Annotated in this window: 16 protein-coding genes; 4 read left to right on the top strand and 12 right to left on the bottom strand. The window is 72.6% G+C overall.

From position 1 onward, the window contains the following. The first annotated feature begins 21 nt into the window (after nt 1-21). Nucleotides 22-720 (top strand): alpha/beta hydrolase, encoded by a 699-nt coding sequence (locus tag DY262_RS06995; RefSeq protein ID WP_116958230.1) that lies wholly within the window; start codon nt 22-24, stop codon nt 718-720. Here the strand turns inward: DY262_RS06995 and DY262_RS06990 are convergent. After that, the gene (locus DY262_RS06990) at nt 705-1,664 is read right to left on the bottom strand and encodes an EamA family transporter (RefSeq protein WP_116958229.1); all 960 of its coding nucleotides are present in this window, start codon (nt 1,662-1,664) and stop codon (nt 705-707) included. The genes DY262_RS06995 and DY262_RS06990 overlap by 16 nt on opposite strands. Nucleotides 1,665-1,734: 70 nt before the next feature. On the opposite strand from DY262_RS06990, the gene DY262_RS06985 reads away from it, so the two are divergent. Together DY262_RS06985 and DY262_RS06980 are read left to right on the top strand one after the other, a co-directional pair. Then, nucleotides 1,735-2,208 carry an Lrp/AsnC family transcriptional regulator gene (locus DY262_RS06985; RefSeq protein ID WP_181936438.1) on the top strand — a complete coding sequence of 158 codons (474 nt, stop codon included), beginning with the start codon at nt 1,735-1,737 and terminating at the stop codon, nt 2,206-2,208. A gap of 133 nt (nt 2,209-2,341) precedes the next feature. Further along, nucleotides 2,342-3,670: a glycerate kinase type-2 family protein gene (locus DY262_RS06980; protein ID WP_116958228.1), complete on the top strand. Its 1,329-nt coding sequence runs from the start codon at nt 2,342-2,344 to the stop codon at nt 3,668-3,670. Here the strand turns inward: DY262_RS06980 and DY262_RS06975 are convergent. The 11 genes from DY262_RS06975 to DY262_RS06930 all read right to left on the bottom strand — a co-directional run bounded on the left by DY262_RS06975 (nt 3,667) and on the right by DY262_RS06930 (nt 14,136). Continuing rightward, complete coding sequence (locus DY262_RS06975) at nt 3,667-4,596, bottom strand: M14 family metallopeptidase (protein WP_245980862.1); 930 nt, start codon at nt 4,594-4,596, stop codon at nt 3,667-3,669. The genes DY262_RS06980 and DY262_RS06975 overlap by 4 nt on opposite strands. 32 nt (nt 4,597-4,628) lie before the next feature. Next, entirely contained in the window at nt 4,629-5,618 is a 990-nt protein-coding gene (locus DY262_RS06970) for a Bug family tripartite tricarboxylate transporter substrate binding protein (protein WP_116958226.1), read from the bottom strand. 96 nt (nt 5,619-5,714) lie between these two features. After that, entirely contained in the window at nt 5,715-6,605 is an 891-nt protein-coding gene (locus DY262_RS06965) for a LysR family transcriptional regulator (protein WP_116958225.1), read from the bottom strand. A gap of 37 nt (nt 6,606-6,642) precedes the next feature. Further along, nucleotides 6,643-6,798: a hypothetical protein gene (locus tag DY262_RS21765; protein WP_175442831.1), complete on the bottom strand. Its 156-nt coding sequence runs from the start codon at nt 6,796-6,798 to the stop codon at nt 6,643-6,645. A gap of 94 nt (nt 6,799-6,892) precedes the next feature. Beyond that, a complete protein-coding gene (gene nadE, locus DY262_RS06960; RefSeq protein ID WP_116958224.1) occupies nt 6,893-7,864 on the bottom strand; it encodes an NAD(+) synthase in 972 nt (323 codons plus the stop codon). After that, nucleotides 7,861-8,118 carry an acyl carrier protein gene (locus DY262_RS06955; RefSeq protein WP_116958524.1) on the bottom strand — a complete coding sequence of 86 codons (258 nt, stop codon included), beginning with the start codon at nt 8,116-8,118 and terminating at the stop codon, nt 7,861-7,863. The genes nadE and DY262_RS06955 overlap by 4 nt, the downstream gene beginning before the upstream one ends. 38 nt (nt 8,119-8,156) lie before the next feature. Then, entirely contained in the window at nt 8,157-9,692 is a 1,536-nt protein-coding gene (locus DY262_RS06950; protein WP_245980860.1) for a class I adenylate-forming enzyme family protein, read from the bottom strand. After that, a complete protein-coding gene (gene asnB / locus DY262_RS06945; RefSeq protein WP_116958223.1) occupies nt 9,689-11,632 on the bottom strand; it encodes an asparagine synthase (glutamine-hydrolyzing) in 1,944 nt (647 codons plus the stop codon). The genes DY262_RS06950 and asnB overlap by 4 nt, the downstream gene beginning before the upstream one ends. A 36-nt stretch (nt 11,633-11,668) precedes the next feature. After that, complete coding sequence (locus tag DY262_RS06940; RefSeq protein ID WP_116958222.1) at nt 11,669-12,799, bottom strand: hypothetical protein; 1,131 nt, start codon at nt 12,797-12,799, stop codon at nt 11,669-11,671. A gap of 13 nt (nt 12,800-12,812) precedes the next feature. Continuing rightward, on the bottom strand, nt 12,813-13,082 hold the full coding sequence (locus DY262_RS06935; protein ID WP_116958221.1) for an acyl carrier protein: 270 nt from the start codon (nt 13,080-13,082) through the stop codon (nt 12,813-12,815). Between the two features lie 19 nt (nt 13,083-13,101). After that, nucleotides 13,102-14,136: a 3-oxoacyl-ACP synthase III family protein gene (locus tag DY262_RS06930; protein ID WP_116958220.1), complete on the bottom strand. Its 1,035-nt coding sequence runs from the start codon at nt 14,134-14,136 to the stop codon at nt 13,102-13,104. A 253-nt stretch (nt 14,137-14,389) separates the two neighbouring features. On the opposite strand from DY262_RS06930, the gene DY262_RS06925 reads away from it, so the two are divergent. Beyond that, on the top strand, nt 14,390-15,478 hold the full coding sequence (locus tag DY262_RS06925; protein WP_116958219.1) for a PA0069 family radical SAM protein: 1,089 nt from the start codon (nt 14,390-14,392) through the stop codon (nt 15,476-15,478). Nucleotide 15,479 lies beyond the last annotated feature (1 nt).

Genomic DNA, 15,479 nt, shown 5'->3' with positions numbered 1-15,479 from the left:
GCGCGGCTATGCTGCCATCCCATGAACGACACCCCCCTCGAACTCGAGCGGCTCGAAGGCCGCTCGGGCGCGCCCGACGCGCCCACCGCGGCCAGCCTCATCGTGCTGCACGGCCTGGGTGCCGATGGCAACGACTTCGTGCCGGTGGCGCAGATGCTGGACCTGTCGGCCGTCGGCCCGGTGCGCTTCGTCTTTCCCAGCGCGCCGGTGCGGCCCGTCACGCTGAACGGCGGCTACGCCATGCGCGCCTGGTACGACATCTACCCGCCGCTGGCCGACCCCGGCCAGCCGCGCCGCGAGGACGAGGCCGGCCTGCGCGCCTCCCAGGCGCAGGTGCAGGCGCTCATCGACCGCGAGATCGGCATGGGCGTGCCGGCCTCGCGCATCGTGCTGATGGGTTTTTCGCAGGGCTGCGCCATGACGCTGCTCACCGGCCTGCGCGCGCCACAGCGCCTGGCCGGGCTGGTGGCGCTCTCGGGCTACCTGCCGCTGCCCGATCGCACGGCGGCCGAGCGCAGCGGGGCCAACGCCGGCCTGCCCATCTTCATGGCGCACGGCGATGCGGACGACATCGTGGTGCCCGCGCGCGGCGAGGCCTCGCGCGACGCCCTGCTGGCGCTGGGCCACCCGGTGCAATGGCACAGCTACCCCATGGGCCACAGCGTGTGCCCCGAGGAAGTGGGCGACCTCAACCGCTGGTTGCTTCAGGTCCTGGCCTGAGAAGGCGCGAGCCGCCGCCACAGCGCGCCGGCGGCGTCCACCACCGGCCGGCCGTAGAGGATCAGCGCCAGCGCCGCGCCGATCAGGGGCAGGGCGACGAACACCCAGCCCGTGAGCCGCTCGCCGCCGAAGCCCACGCCCACCGCCAGGGCCACCACCGGGTTCACGAAGGAGTAGCTGCCCGCCAGCGCGGCGCTGGTGTTCTTCAGCAGCCACAGGTAGGCGTTGAGCGTGACCATGGTGCCCATCACCACCAGGTAGAGCCAGGCCAGGGCCGAGGCCACCGACACCTGCGCCCATTGGAAGCCGCGCGCGCCCGGCTCGAACAGCAGCGCGGCCAGCGTGCACAGCAGGCCGCCCAGCAGCCACTGCGCGGCCGAGGCCATGGCCGGTGGCGGCAGCGCGAGCTTGCGCGAGGCATAGGAGCCCAGGCTCCAGGCCAGTGGCGCGCCGAAGGCGCACAGCGTGCCCAGCAGGGTGGTGGAGAAGTCGCCCTCCAGTGCCAGCAACGCGGCGCCCGCCGCGCCCAGCACCAGGCCCAGCCAGCTGGTCAGCGGCACGCGCTCGCCGCCCCAGCGCGTCCACAGCGCCAGCCACATGGGCATGGTGGTCACCACCGTGGCCATCAGCCCGGAGCCGATGCCGGCCTGCTGGGCCAGCACCACCAGGGCCATGGCGGCGAAGGCCATCAGCCCGCCGATGAGCGCGCTGGCGCGCCACTGCGCCGCCGTGGGCCAGGCCAGGCCCCGCCAGCGGGCGATGGCCAGCATGGCCAGGCCGGCCGCGATGAAACGGGCCCCGTTCATGAGCACTGGCGGCAGGGTCTGCATGGCCACGGCCAGCGCGAAGTAGGTGGTACCCCAGACGAGGTAGACGATCAGCAGCGCCAGGGCGAGGCGCCAGGAGGCGTTGTCCGCCCCGAATCGGTTGAAAATGGACGGCATGCGGCCACCTGTGTCGTAAGATTTCCGGCGATTGGCCGAGGGTTCGTATTTTTATCAGAGTTGGGCTCGCATGCAAGCAAATATTCAGCTCGATGGCATCGACGCCGGAATTCTTACGGCGCTGAGCGCCGACAGCCGCCGCTCCTATGCCGACGTGGCGGCCGAGGTGGGCCTGTCCACGGCGGCCGTGCACGAGCGGGTGAAGAAGATGGTCGAGCGCGGCGTGATCGAGCGCTTTTCGCTGCGCGTGGACCCAGAGCGCGTGGGCCTGCACTTCACCGCCTTCGTCGCCATCCGCAACGACGGCGGCGTGCACTGCCGCGAGATCGCGCCGCGCCTGCGCGAGCTGCCCGAGGTGCTGGAGCTGCACAGCGTGGCCGGCGAGTACGACTTCATGGCCAAGCTGCGCACCACGCACGCGCGCGCGCTGGAAGACGTGCTCTACGCCATCAAGGCCATTCCGGGCGTGGCGCGCACCACCAGCACGGTGGTGCTGAGCACGGAGTTCGAGGAGCGCCCGCTGCGCTGGCCCGGCGCGGCCTGAGGCGCGTTCCTTTCCAGGTCCTTCGGGCGGGGGTGTCGGGGCCAGGTGCCGACGCACGCCGTTCCCCGCGGCCCTCGCGGCCTTGTGGACAATGCCGGCTGGCCGCGATACCTCCCACCCAGCCCTGCCCGACATGACCTTCGCCACCCAAGACCCCCGCGCCCTGCTGCGCCACCTGTACGACGCCGCCGTGCGCCGCGCGCTGCCCCTGCACAACACCGCGGCCTTCCTGCCGCCGCCGCCCAAGGGGCGCACGGTGGTCATCGGCGCGGGCAAGGCCGGTGGCGCCATGGCCCAGGCGGTGGAGGCGCTGTGGCCGGCCGAGGCGCCGCTGTCGGGCCTGGTGGTCACGCGCTACCACCACACGCCGCCGCGACCCGAGGGGCTGCTCGAGCGCATCGAGGTGGTGGAGGCCTCGCACCCCGTGCCCGACGCGGCCGGCCTGGCGGCCGCGCAGCGCATCCTGCAACTCGTTCAAGGCCTCACGGCCGATGACCTGGTGCTGTGCCTCATCTCGGGCGGCGGCTCGGCCCTGCTCACGCTGCCCTGCGAAGGCCTCACGCTGCAGGACAAGCAGCGCATCAACCGCGAGCTGCTGGACAGCGGCGCGCACATCGGCGAGATGAACACCGTGCGCAAGCACCTCTCGCGCATCAAGGGCGGGCGGCTGGCGGCGGCCTGCGCGCCCGCGCAGGTGGTCACGCTCACCATCAGCGACGTGCCCGGCGACGACGTGAGCGTGATCGCCAGCGGCCCCACCGTGGCCGACGCCAGCACCTGCGCCGACGCGCTCGCCATCCTGGACCGCTACCGCATCGCCGTGCCGGCGCCGGTGCGCGCCGCCCTCGAATCGGGCGCGCTGGAAACGCCCAAGCCGGGCGATCCGCGCCTGGCCGGCCACGACACGCGCCTGATCGCCACGCCGCAGCAAAGCCTGGAGGCCGCGGCCGAGGCCGCGCGCGCGCTCGGGCTGGCCGCGCACATCCTCAGCGACGAGATCGAAGGCGAATCGCGCGAGGTGGGCAAGGTGCATGCGGCGCTGGCGCGCTCGGTGGCCCTGGGCCGCAGCGCGTTCCAGGCGCCCTGCGTGCTGCTCAGCGGTGGCGAGACCACGGTCACGGTGCGCCCGCGCGCCGAGGGCCAGCCCAGAGGGCGCGGCGGGCGCGCGGGCGAGTTCTGCCTGGGCCTGGCCCAGGCCCTGGGCGGGCAGGCGAACGTGTGGGCCATTGCGGCCGACACCGACGGCATCGACGGCATCGAGGACAACGCGGGTGCGCTGGTCACGCCCGACACCCTGGCGCGCGCGGCGGCGAAAGGCCTGAAGGTGGGCCAGCACCTGGAGCGCAACGACGCCTACGGCTTTTTCGAGCCGCTGGGCGACCTGGTGATCACCGGGCCCACGCACACCAACGTGAACGACTTCCGCGCGCTGCTGGTGCTGCCGGCGGGCCAACCCGCCTAGGGCGTGGTGCGGGCGAAGCGGACCAGCGTGGCGCCGGGCCGCGCGTGCAGCAGCGTGGGCATCACCAGCACGCAATCGTCGTAGGGCGTGATGACCGGCAGCGCCGCGTTCCACCCGATCAGGGTGCCCGCCTTGGCGATCCGGTCGCCGCTTTTCCAGGGCTTCGTGAACGCCGGCACCGAGTGGGGCGCCACGGTCACGGCGTCGGTGACCTCCAGCAAGGGGCCGCTGCCATGGGCATGGGGCTGGCGCCAGCCGGCCGGCATGTCCTGCGCATCCACCACGCCGCTGAGATCGAGAAAGCGCGCGAGCGCGTCGCGGGCGACGGTCACCGATGCCCGTGCGCCGTGGTAGCCGCATTCCACCAGCAAGGCGAAGGCGTCCGGCGCATCGGCCCGGCCGAAGCGGCCATGGTCGCGCAGACGAACGCCCGCCTTGTGACCGGGGTCGGCCACCCGCAGGGCACCCAGTCCCAGGGCGGCCGCCCGGCTGGCGTGGTGCGCGAGCGGCCCGGTGAGCGCCAGCGGCGGGCCCGGCTCGTGCATGGAGTGCAGATCCAGCAGCCAATCGCTGGCCTCCACATGGGGTTGCAGTTCCAGCACCCGCCGGTGCTCGGACGCCAGCTCGGTGCCGTCGTGGCGCCAGGGCATGTCCCCCCACAGGCGGTTCATGTCGGTGTGCACGCAGCGCGACACATGGGGCCTTTGCGGGTTGAAGCGCGCGAAGGCGTCGAGGTTGGCCAGCGCCACGGTGAGCGTTCCGCGGCGCGGCCTCAAGCCGCTGGCCAGCAGGTCGCGCACCGCCCAGGCGCCGCACAGCTCGTTGCCGTGGACGAGCGCACTCACCATCACCCGGCGACCGGGCTCGCTGGCTGTCCAACGCCACACGCCGGGCGTGCCGGTGTTGCCGGCCAGCCAGGGGCCCATGTCGGGCGGGGAAATTTCGAACGGCGGCGGCATCACACGCGGATGCCGGCGTGGTCGACGATGCGGCGGTACTTGGCGATTTCGGCCGCCTGGAAGTCGGCCAATACCGCGCTGGCCGGGGCAATGGTCGCCCCCGAGGCCGTCAGCTTTTCCACCAGGGAGGGCACCTTGAGCGACTCGGCCAGGGCGCCGCGCAAGCGCTGCGCGACGGGCGCCGGCAGGCCCGCGGGCCCCCACAGGCCGAACCAGGTGCCGATGTCCACATGGCGCAGGCTGGGCGTCTCGGCCAGCGCGGGGATGTCGGGCGCCACGGGCGAACGCTCGCGCTCGGTCACGCCCAGTGGCACCACCTTGCCCGCCTTGATCTGGGGCAGGCCGCTGGACAGCACGTACACGCCCAGCTCCACCTGGCCGCCGATCAGATCGGTCGTCAGCGGGCCCACGCCGCGGTAAGGGATGTGAACGATGAACAGCCCGGCGGCCTGCTTGACCATTTCGCCCGCCAGGTTGAGGGCGGTGCCGACGCCGGCGGAGCCATAGCTGAACTTGCCCGGGTTCTGCTTCACGCGTTCGATGAAACCGGCGATGTTGGGCATGCCGGCGCTGGGGCTGGCCACCAGCACCATGGGCTGCGAGGCGACCATGCCCACTGGGGTGAACTGCTTGACGGGGTCATAGCGCAGCGCGGGATTGATCAAGCCGGCGATGGCCATCTCGTTGTTGCTGCCCAGCAGCAGGGTGTGGCCGTCCGCCGTGGCCTGCGCCACCCGCTGGGCGCCCAGCGCGCCACCGGCCCCGCCCACGTTTTCGACCACGACCGGCTGGCCCAGCGAGCGGGCCAGCTGCTCTGCCAGCACGCGCGCCGTGAGGTCGGTGCTGCCGCCTGGGGGGTAGCCCACCACCAGGGTGATCGGGCGATTCGGGTAGTTGGTGCTCTGGGCCAGCGCCGGCGCGCACCCGAGGGTGGCGGCGGCGCCCGTGAGAAGCAGAACCTCACGGCGGCGGATCAGTGGGGACTTCATCGGCGCTCCTGGTTGGCTGCGATGGCGCAGCGGTGAAGCGGACTCTAGGTGGCTCGTCTGAGACCAAGGTGCCGGATCGGCACCGATGCGTGCCGACTAGCGATTGCTGTGCTCCCAGGCGGCTTCGATCAGGTCCGATTGCCGGGCGCGGTGCCGGTACAGACGGACCTCGAAGTGGATCTGGTCCCCGCGGCCGCCCAGCACCTTCAGCAGCCCGGCGCGCACCGCGGACGCGGTCAGCGAATGGGGCAGCCAGGCCATGCCCAGGCCCTTGATGGCCAGCTCCAGCACCGCGTCGGCGGAGTCGCACACGATGGTGGGCGGCGATTGCTGCCCGCTGCGGGTGGCCTCCAGGTGGTCCTCCAGCAGGCGGCCCAGGGTGAGGCTGGGTGCGTAGCCGATCCAGGTGGCATCGAACAGGTCGTGGCGCGCGCGGCCCGAGGCGTCGACGCGCGCCACCGGCAGCAGGCGGTCCGTGGCCAGGGTGATGTGGCGAAAGCGCTGCCCCGTGAGGCCGTAGGACAGCGCCGGGTGTTCGTAGCAGATCAGCAGATCGACCTCGCCGCGCTCGAAGGTGGCGCAGATCTCTTCCATGGCCTGTGTGCGCAGCTGCACCCGGGCGCCACGGATGGTGCCCCGCAGCCGCCCCAGCCAGTCGGCCACCAGGGTGCGCGCCAAGGTGCGGCCGGTGCCCACGCGCAGCAGACCGGTCCCTTGCCCGTCGGCGCGGTCGCGCGCGCCCCATTGCGTGCGCAACTGCCGCAGGCCGGCGAGCAGCGGCGCGCTTTGCGTGAGCAGGGCCTGTCCCTCGGGGGTCAGGCGAACGGGGGCCCGCGTGCTGGCCACCAGGGGCACGCCCGCCCAGTCTTCCAGTGCGCGGATGCGCCGCCCGAAGGCGGGATGGGTGACATGGCGGGCCTCGGCCGCCTTGACGAAGCTCGCGCAGCGTTCCAGCGCGGCCAGATCCTCGATGAGCTTGATGTCCATGCACGCGCGGCCGGCCGGGCCGTGGCCGGTGCCGAGGCTACTTGTTCTTCATCTTGCCCTTGGGCATCACCGCCGTGACGGGCGGCGTGGGGCGGGGGGACAGCGAGGCCCCGGCCGAGGCTTCCTGCGGCGGGCTGGTGTCCTTCTTCGGCTTCTTGACCATCTTGTTGCTGCGCTGTTCGCCTTTGGGCATGGTGGGCTCCTGATGCGCCGGATTGAGGGCGCCAATGTAACCCGGCCAACCCGCCGCGAAAACGCCCGGCGAAGGCTTCGCCAGGCGCCCGGACTCAGGCCGGCAGCCGTTCCGCCGCGGCGGCCAGGTACTCCGTCGCCCGCCGCTTGGCGCGGATGTCGTCGTAGACGCGCTGCGCCTGCGCGGGCGTGGTGTTCAGGGCGGCGGCCAGCTCATCGGCCGTGTGCCCATGCTCCAGCGCCCACAGCGCCAGGTCCATCTGCGCGTAGGGCAGGGCGAAGTAGAACTCGTCCTGGCCCTGCGGCAGGGTGTAGGTGTCGGTGGTGGGCACGGCGCTGCAGATCGCCTCGGGCAGGCCCAGGTGACGCGCCATGGCGTAGACCTGGGTCTTGTAGAGGTGGGCGATGGGCTTGAGGTCGGCCGAGCCGTCGCCGTTCTTCACGAAGAAGCCCTGGTCGTACTCCAGCCGGTTGGGCGTGCCCACCACGGCGTAGTTCAGGCGGTCGGCGTGGAAGTACTCCATGGTCTTGCGCACGCGCTGCTTGAAGTTGGTGGCCGCCACGATCTGCAGGTACTCGCGCGGAGGCAGACGCACGCTTTGCTGCTCGCCCTCGGGCGACTGCACCACCAGCCTGAAGAAGTTGATGCCGCCCTCCAGCCCGCCCGCGAGCACGATCTTGTTCTTCCAGCCCTCGCCGTAGGCCGGTACCACGCGGCGGATGGCCTCGTCGCGCTGCTGGTAGCAGCCCAGGGCCTCCAGCGCGGGCGCGATGTCGTGCACCTGGTACCGAATGCCCAGGTGCTCGGCCAGCAGGCGGCCGCGCTCGCTGCTGAAGCCGCTGGAGTCGCGCTCGGGCAGCAACAGGCCAAAGACCTTGTCCGCGCCCACGGCACGCACGCTCAACGCGGCGCAGACCGAGCTGTCGATGCCGCCGCTGATGGCCACCACCAGGCCGCGGCGGCGCAGCTTCTGCGTCAGCACGCGCGGGATCCATTCGCTGATGCGAGCGAGTTCGGCCGCGCAGTCGAGGTGCAGGCTTTGCGGGCCCAGCGGTGCCGCGCTCATACCGACGCTGCCTTCTTGCCGAGCACGAAGGCCTCGATCGCGTTCAGCGAATCCAGGTTTTCCGGCACCATTTCCTCGTCACCGATCGTGATGCCGTAGGTCTGCTCCAGGTGCGCCACAAGTTCGAGGAAGCCGGTGGAGTCGAGCACCTGGTGCTCGAGGAAGGACTCGTCGTCGCCCGGCGAGACGGCGCCCGCGCCCAGCAGCAGGTTCTCTTCGATGTAGCGCCGGACCTCGGCTTTGATGGTGCTCATGGTGGTGTGCTCGTTGGGGGGGGTCAAGGGAAAAGGGCTCAGGCCAGGTCGCGCCGGCGCAGCTTGCCGGACTCGGTTTGGGGCAATTGGTCGACGAAGGCCACGGCCTTGGGCGCCATCCAGCTTTCCAGGCGGGCCTGGCAGTGGCGGATGACCTCGCGCTCGCTCAGCGTGGCGCCGGGCTGCAGTCGCACGTGGGCCTTCACGGCCAGGCCCAGGCGTTCGTCGGGCATGGGGGCGACGGCCGCCTCCAGCACGCCGGGCAGTTCGCAGATGGCGTGCTCCACTTCCAGCGGGTAGACCTTCTCGCCGCGCGACTTGAACATGTCGTCGGTGCGGCCCACGCAGTAGAGCCAGCCGTGCGCGTCGCAGCGGAAGACGTCGCCGGTGCGCAGGGTGTGTTCGCCGGGGCGCGGGCCTGGGGTGATGCGGCCGGTCTGGCCGGGCGGCGCGTTCCAGTAGCCGGGGCTCACGTGCGGACCGCTCACCACCAGCTCGCCGGTGGCGCCGAGGCCGCCGTTGGGCAGGCGCTGGCCGTGCTCGTCGATCAGCCAGTGGGCTTGGAAGGGCAGGCCGCGGCCCACGCTGTCGGGGCGGATGTCCACCTCGTCGTGCGGCAGGTAGCTCGCGCGCATGCACTCGGTCAGCCCGTACATGAGCAGCAGGCGCGCCCGGGGCAGGCGCTGGCGCAACTGCGCGGTGTGCGCGGCCGGCAGGGCGGCGGCGGCGTTGGTGATGAGGCGCAGGGCGGACAGGTCGTGCGCGCCCAGGTCCAGCGCCAGCAGGCTGGCCCAGAGCATGGGCACGCCAGGGAAAACGCTCACGCGCTCGGCCGCGAGGCGCTGCAGCAGCCTGGCCGGGAAGGCCGCGCTGTTTTCCAGCACCAGCGTGGCACCCAGTCCCAGCCCCATCACCACGTGGTACAGGCCGTAGCTGAAGCTGGGCGGCAGCGCCAGGCCGATGACGTCGTCGGGCCGCAGCTGCAGGTAGGTTTGCACCGCGCGCCAGGCCGCGAGCATGTTGGCGTGGCTGAGCATCACGCCCTTGGGCTGCCCGGTGGTGCCGGAGGTGTAGATCAGGGTGGCCAGGTCGCCGGGGCTGGTGGGGCCGGCGAGGGGCGCGGGGATGGGCGCGGGCTGGGGCCAGGGCCGGGCGGTCGTGGCCGCGGGCACCGGACCGTGGGCCCACACGTGCGGCGTCTCGGGCGCCTGCGCGAGCGCGGCGGTCCACACGGTTGCCAGCGTGGCTTGCGTGAGCAGGGCGCGCGCGCCGGTGTCGGCGAGCACATGGGCGAGCTTGGCCGCCTTGGTCTGCGGACCCAGCGGCACCGCCACCGCGCCCAGGCGCCACACCGCGTGCAGGGCGGCCACGTACTCGGCGCCGCTGTCCAGCAACAGCACCACGCGATCGCCGGGCCGCACGCCCTCGACCTGCAAGGTCTCGGCGATGCCCTGGACCATCGCCGCGAGTTCGCCGTAGCTCAGGCGCCGCTCGCCCACCACCACGGCCACCTTGCCGGGTTGGTCGCGGCAGCGCGCCTCGAAGGCGCTGTGCACGAAAGGGCCCATGCTCATGACGGCTCCATCGCCGGTGCCTCGGCGCGCACGAACTGCCGGTGCAGCAGCTGGGTGGAGAGCACGCCCACGAAGGCCATGTTGTCGGCGAAGCCGATGGCGCGACCGGCCGCGCACTTGGCGCTGAGCCGCGCGACGGCAGGTGCGTCGAACAGCCCGGCCTCGCGCAGGCTGCCCTCGCTCAGCAGCTCGCGCACCCAGGGCAGGGGTTGGCCGTCCTCGAAAAAGCTGGCGCTGTCGGGCGAGCGGTAGGGCTGCTTGGTGCGCTGGCCGATGGCGGGCGGCAGCTCGCGCGCGAAGGCCTGGCGCAGCAGCAACTTCTCGCGCAGGCCGCGCATCTTCAGGCGCGGCGGCAGGGCGGCGGCGAAGGCGATGACCCGCGGGTCGAGGAAGGGGTAGCGGCCTTCGATGGACGCCGCCATGGCCATGCGGTCGCCCTGCGCGGCCAGCAGGTAGCCGCTCATGAGCGTGTGGGCCTCGGTGTACTGGTCGCGCGCCAGCGGCTGCCAGTGGGCGAAGGCCTCGGGCACGCGCGCGCGCCATTGCGCGGCGGGCTCGTGCGCGGCGAGCCTGTGCTGCCACTCGGGCGTGAAGAAGGCCCAGGCGCGGCGCGTGCTGGCCAGGCGCGTCTGGTGGGCGAAGCCGGGGTCGCCATCGGGCACGCGGCTGTCGGTGAAGAAGCGCTGCGCGAGCACGTTGTGGGCGCCGCCGGGCGAGCGCGCCATCCACGGGTAGAGCCGCTCCACCGCGCGCGCGCGCCGCGCCGAGCCGGGCAGCCGCGCGACGAAGCGGCGGATCTTGGCTTCCTTGAACAGGTCGTAGCCGCCGAAGACCTCGTCCGCGCCTTCGCCGGTGAGCACCACCTTGTAGCCGGCGGCGCGCACGCTGTCGGCCAGGCGCAGCATGGGGGCGGGGGCGGTGCGCACCAGCGGGGTTTCGGCGTGCCACACGCTGCGCGCGAAGGCGGCGGCGATGTCCGCCCGGCCGCAGCCGATGGCGCTGTGCCGCGTGTCCAGATGGCGCACCATCAGGCGCTGGTGCGCGCTCTCGTCGTATTCGGCCTCGTCGAAGGTGAGCGAGAAGCAACGCAGCGGCGTGTCGGTGTGGCGGCGGATGATGGTGGTGAGGATGGACGAGTCCAGCCCGCCGCTGAGGTAGGCGCCCACGGGCACGTCGGCGCGCAGCTGCAGGCGCACGGCGTCCACCAGCAGGGCGTGCAGCTGGTCGGCCAGCGCGTCCTCGTCCACGGGCGCGAAGGGGTCGCTGTCGGGGAAGTCCCAGTCCCACCAGCGGCTGAGGTGTTCACCGGCGGCGTCCACCACCAGGCGGTGGCCCGGCGGCAGGCAGTGGATGCCATCGAATGCCGTGCGCGGCGCCAGCGGCGCCCACCAGCCCAGGCTGGCGGCCAGGCCGGCCGGGTCGAGCGCGCGCGGCACGGCGGGCAGGGCGAACAGGGCCTTGGCCTCGGAGGCGAAGGCCAGCCGTTCGCCCATCCGCGTCCAGAACAGCGGACGGATGCCCACGCCGTCGCGAGCCAGCAGCAGGCGCTGCCGCTCGGCGTCCCACAGGCCGATGGCGAACTGGCCATTCAGGCGCGACAGGAAGCCATCGCCCCAGGCCTGGTAGGCCTGCAGCAGCACCTCGGTGTCGGAGTCGGTGCGGAAGTGCCGGCCCAAGGCGCGCAGCTCGGCGCGCAGTTCGATGTAGTTGAAGATTTCGCCGTTGAAGACCAGCTGCACGCGGCCGTCCGCGCTGGCCATGGGCTGGGCGCCGCCATCGAGGTCGATGATGGCCAGGCGCGCGTGCGCCAGGCCGATCGGCCCGTCGTGCCACACGCCCTGGCCGTCCGGGCCACGGTGATGCAGGGCGCGCGCCATGGCGGCGAGTTCCTCGCGCCGGGGCGGCTGGCGGGGGCTGAAGAGACCGGCGATGCCGCACATGCTCAGGCCTCGCTCGGCAAGGGGCGCTCGGGCTTCCTAGAAGCCATCGGCGTCGTCGCGCAGGTCGGTCAGGCGCCAGGGCGCGCGGGCCAGCCGGGCGGCCAGTTCGGGGTCGCGCGACTGCACGCCGCAGGGGCGACCCCCGTCGTCCTGCGACGGCAGGAAACCGGCGCGCACGGCCACGCGCCGCGAGGCCTCGTCCTGCAGCAGCAGGCGCACGCAGGTGCAGCGCAGCGCGGCGGCCTCGCGGATGGCCTCGTGCAGCAGCACCAGCAGGGTGTCGTCGCCGTCGTGGTGCCAATCGACCAGGTGCAACTCGGGCCGGCCGCGGTCGTCGGTTTCCACCGACCAGGCGATGAGGCCGGCGACGGCGTCGCCGCGCCGCGCCACGCGCAGGCTCAAGGGCCGGCGCGGGTTGTCGAGCAGGCGGCGCTGCAGGTAGGCGCCACCGTGGCGCAGGTGCACGCCGGCGGCCCCGCGCGCCAGCGGCGCGCTCAGCGCGGGGTCGAGCCGCGGGGTGTTCTCCAGCGTGAAGCCGCGCGGGCGGTGGCGGCGCAGCGCCAGGCGCCGCAGGGCCAGGCCGGCGTTGGCCAGGCGCATGGCCAGCGGCGTGGCGGCCAGCGCGGGCCAGCGGCGCCGAACGAAGGGCTGCAGGTCCAAGGGGTGGGTGAAGGTCAGGCGCGGTGGCAGCGGCTCGAAGAGGCGGCGCACGATGCCGGCCGAGTTCTGGTTGGCGCCCACCGCGAGCGTGAAGCCGTGGCGCGCGAGCATGGCCTGGTTGAGCCAGATGCCCAGGCCCGACTCCTGCGCCTCCGGCCGCACCAGCAGGTCCATCACCTGCGCGCCGGCGAGCGCCTGGCCGTCCAGTTCGATGGGCAGGTCTTCCACGCCGATGGTGGCCAGCACCCGGCCGTGGGCGCGCAGGCACCACAGCTCGCCGAAGCCCGCGCCCTCGCGCCCGAGGCGGTAGCGCCAGCGCAGGTAGGCGTCGTCGTCCCACTCGTGGCCGGGCAGCAGGTGCTCGCGGCGCAGGGCGATGAGCTCGGGCAGGTCGTCCAGCGTGGCCGCGCGCAGGCCCTCGCGCAGCGCGGCCTCGTCCAGCCCCAGGCTGCGCGCCACCAAGCGGCCGAGCTTGTCGTGCGCCGGCACGCGCGGCGCCGGCGCCACGGGGCGGCCGTGTTCAGTCGCCCGCACGCAGCGCCCCCTGCTCGCGCAGGAAGTCCAGCACGTGGCCGATGCGCGTCATCTCGCGCGAGACATCGGCCGTGAGCTCGATGCCGAAGCGCTCGTCGAGTTCGGCGATCAGCATCAGCGCGCCCATGGAGTCCCAGTCTTCGATGGACTCGCGTTCCACGTCCGGGTGCAGGCTCTCGGGCGGCACGTTGAAGCACTCGGCCAGCATGGCCAGGGCCTCGGTCTGGGTGATGGTGGGGCGGGTGCTGGGCGTCATGCGGAGCGGTTGGGATGGATCACAGGCCTTCGCCGTCGTCGTGCAGCAGCAGGGTACGGTCGTCGGCCCGCACCAGGGCGGCGCCCCAGGACAGGCCCACGCCGTAGCCCAGCAGCATCCACAGCCGGTGCTGCCCGGGCGGCGGCGGCGCGATCCGGCGCGTGAGCGCCACCGCCACCGAAGGGCCGCCGCAGTTGCCGCTGTCTTCGATGGACATCGGCACGCGCTCGTCCGGCAGGCCGCTCTTCTTCATCAGGTGTTTCATGATGAAGCGATTGGACTGGTGGAAGACGAAGGCGTCGACGTCGGCCACCGCCTTGCCGGCGAAGGCCAGGGTGTCGGCGATCAGCGCGGGCACGCGCTTGATGGTGAAGTTGAAGATGGCCGCGCCGTCCATTTCCAGGAAGCGGTGGCGCGGGTTGGCCGGCTCGCGGTCGCGGAAGGCACCGCCGCGCAGGATCAGGCCTTCGGCGCCGCTGCCGTCGGTGTGCAGCACGAATTGGCCGCCCGCGGCGGGGTCGTCGTCGAGTTCCAGCGCGGTGGCCGAGCCGGCGTCGCTGAACAGCAGCACGGTGGCCTGGTCCTCGGGGCTGACGAAGCGGCTGGGCGTTTCGCCGTGCAGCATGAGCACGCGCCGGTGGCCGCCGCCGCGCAGCATGGCGGCCGCCAGGTACAGGCCATAGGGGTAGCCCGAGCAGCCCAGACCGACGTCGAAGGCGGCGCAGCTGTCGGGCAGGCCCAGCCGCTGCTGCAACAGGCAGCTGGTGGAGGGCAGGAAGTGGTCGGGCGTCTGGGTGACGAAGATCAGCGCGCTCACGCTGTCGGGCGCCCAGTCCAGGCGCTCCATCAGCCGCGTGGCGGCGCGAAAACACAGGTCGGCCGAGGTGAGGCCGGGTGTGACCACGCGGCGCTCGCGCACGCCGGCCATGGCCACCACCTTGCGCACGTCCTCGGGCGCGAAGCCCAGGGCCGGGTCGAGGTTGTCCACCACCGTCGGCGGCAGGCAGGTGCTCACGCCGGCCAGGCGAAAGCCGCCGATGTTCGATTGGCTCAACCGGGGTCCCTCTTGAAATCTGGAAGAACGGGCGATCTCAGCGCGAGGGCTGGACGTCTTTTGGCTTACCCCGGTCAGTATAAGGAGGGGCCTATGCATGCCCCAAGGCTGGGCGCTGGGCATAAGTCACACAAGTGGGGGGCGCGCGGGGAACCGGGGCCGGTTCGGCGCTCGGTCGCCGACGACGGGCGGCTGTGCGCCCAGGGTGGGGGCTTCATATACTGTGGTTTTGTACAGTATTTTGGAGGCCCTCATGAGCGAGGTCCACATCCCCGTCGCGGCCCTCAAGGGGCGTGGCGTGTCCTTCCGGCAGCCCCACCGTTTCGAGTCCGCCGCGCGCGCCGCCTTCGACGACGGCTGGAGCACGCTCGACGCCGAGCAGGCCGAAGAACACGCCGCGCCCGCCACCAGCGTGAGCTGGGAGGACGCCAGAAGCGCCATCACCACCAACGCCTCGCCCGACATCGGCTTCGTGCACGGCCTCAACCCCTACCGGGGCTGCGAGCACGGCTGCGTGTACTGCTACGCGAGGCCCAGCCACAGCTACCTCAACCTCTCGCCGGGGCTGGATTTCGAGACGAAGCTCATCGCCAAGCGCGGCTTCGCCGAGGTGCTGGCGCGTGAGCTGCAGCGCCCGTCGTACGAGCCCAGCATGGTGGCCCTGGGCACGGTGACGGACGCCTACCAGCCCATCGAGCGCGAACTGCGCTTGACGCGCGCCGCGCTGGACGTGCTCTTTCGCGCCCGCCACCCGGTGGGCATCGTCACCAAGGGCAGCGGGGTGGAGCGCGACATCGATCTGCTTGCACCGCTGGCCGGCATGGGCCTGGCGGCGGTCTACGTCACCCTCACCACGCTGGACCCGAAGCTGGCGCGCGCGCTGGAGCCGCGCGCCGCCGCGCCGCACCGGCGCCTGCGCACCATCCGCACCCTGGCCGAGGCCGGCATCCCCGTGGGCGTGAGCGTCTCGCCGCAGATTCCCTTCCTGAACGAGGACATGGAGCAGGTGCTGGAGGCCGCGCGCGAGGCCGGCGCGCGGCGCGCCTTCTACCAGGTGATCCGCCTGCCCTGGGAGCTGGCGCCCATCTTCCGCCAGTGGCTGCTGCAGCACTGCCCGCAGCGCGCGGGCCGGGTGATGGCGCGCATCCAGGACATGCGCGGCGGGCGCGACTACGACAGCGACTTCGCCACCCGCATGAAGGGCAGCGGCCCCTGGGCCGAGCTGCTGCGCCAGCGCTTCCACAAGGCCTGCGCGCGGCTGGGCTACGCCACCGAGCGCGAGGCCATGGACCTGTCGCGCTTCCAGCCGGCGGCGCTGTCGGCGCAGCGGGAGTTGTTCTGAC

The sequence above is a fragment of the Hydrogenophaga borbori genome, assembly GCF_003417535.1.
Lineage (GTDB): Bacteria > Pseudomonadota > Gammaproteobacteria > Burkholderiales > Burkholderiaceae_C > Hydrogenophaga > Hydrogenophaga borbori.
The sequence above is the reverse complement of the archived record's forward strand: the minus strand, read 5'-3'. Positions and strand labels throughout refer to the sequence as shown.